A 1,026-nucleotide genomic window follows, 5' to 3' on the forward strand; every position below is an offset into this window, starting at 1 on the left:
AAGTGAATATTAACTTGATTGTCACCCCTTAATTAGATTGTCATCTAATTAGATGACAATCTAATTAAAGGAGGGGGAAAAGTGCAATTAGAAAAATTGGTCGCATTCCATAAAACGATTGGTGATGTAACAAGGATTAGAATTATATCCATCCTGGCAAATGGTCCAAAACACGGACAAGCACTTGCCGGAATATTGAAATTGACGGCACCGACCATCTCGCACCATTTAACTAAATTGAAGGACATTAATTTAGTGAAGGATCGAAGGGAAAAAAATACGGTGTATTATTTTTTGAATGAAGATGTCCTGAAGCATTATTCGTCAGCATTACCTAAACTCGTTTCAACTAAGGGGGATTCCAATAAAATGGATAATCAAAAGCTGAATTTAGAACACAAAAAGATCCTTGAAAACTTTTTGATGCCAGATGGTCGACTAAAAACCATACCTGCACAGAGAAAAAAGAAAATGATCGTTCTTCATCATATAGCCAGCCTTTTGGAAAAGGGACGTAAATATCCAGAAAAAGAATTGAATGAATTCATCCAGTCTTTCCATGAGGATTATGCAACAATAAGGCGTGAACTCATTATCGGGAGTATCATGTACCGTGAAAACAGCATTTATGAATTGAACCCCCGCGAGATGTGGGCTGATATCGTTTAACGGAAGGTTTCAAAATTAAAAAACCGGCCTCCCATATGGAAAGCCGGTTCTTGAGATTTAGATTATATGGCAAAATGATGGCCGCCGATAATTTTTATTACCTGTAATTGCTTCATCCATTCACTGTCTGAAATACTAGGATTCCAAAAATACAAGGCATCATTTGTATAGCCATGAATCGCCAATGCTTCATTTACAGCCTTCTTGGCATCATCTCCTGCTGGTCTATTTATACTGCCGTCACCAACAGGCGAGAATTGGTTTTTTTGATAAATCACTTCCCGTACCGTATCAGGAAATTCATCACTATCAAGGCGATTCAATACGACTCCTGCCACCTCGACCTTACCCCTGTAT

The 1,026-nt window shown here is 38.2% G+C and carries 2 protein-coding genes; one reads left to right on the forward strand and one right to left on the reverse strand.

Going from position 1 to position 1,026, the window contains the following annotated elements:
• The first annotated feature begins 81 nt into the window (after positions 1–81).
• Positions 82–669, forward strand: a complete 588-nt coding sequence (locus ACFVSH_RS27035; RefSeq protein ID WP_387708933.1) for a DUF2087 domain-containing protein — start codon at positions 82–84, stop codon at positions 667–669.
• A 62-nt stretch (positions 670–731) separates the two neighbouring features.
• Here the strand turns inward: ACFVSH_RS27035 and ACFVSH_RS27040 are convergent.
• On the reverse strand, positions 732–1,026 hold a 295-nt coding region (locus tag ACFVSH_RS27040; protein ID WP_387708935.1), incomplete at its 5' end, for a cell wall hydrolase.

The organism is Peribacillus sp. NPDC058002 (assembly GCF_042886655.1).
Classification (GTDB): domain Bacteria; phylum Bacillota; class Bacilli; order Bacillales; family DSM-1321; genus Peribacillus; species Peribacillus aracenensis.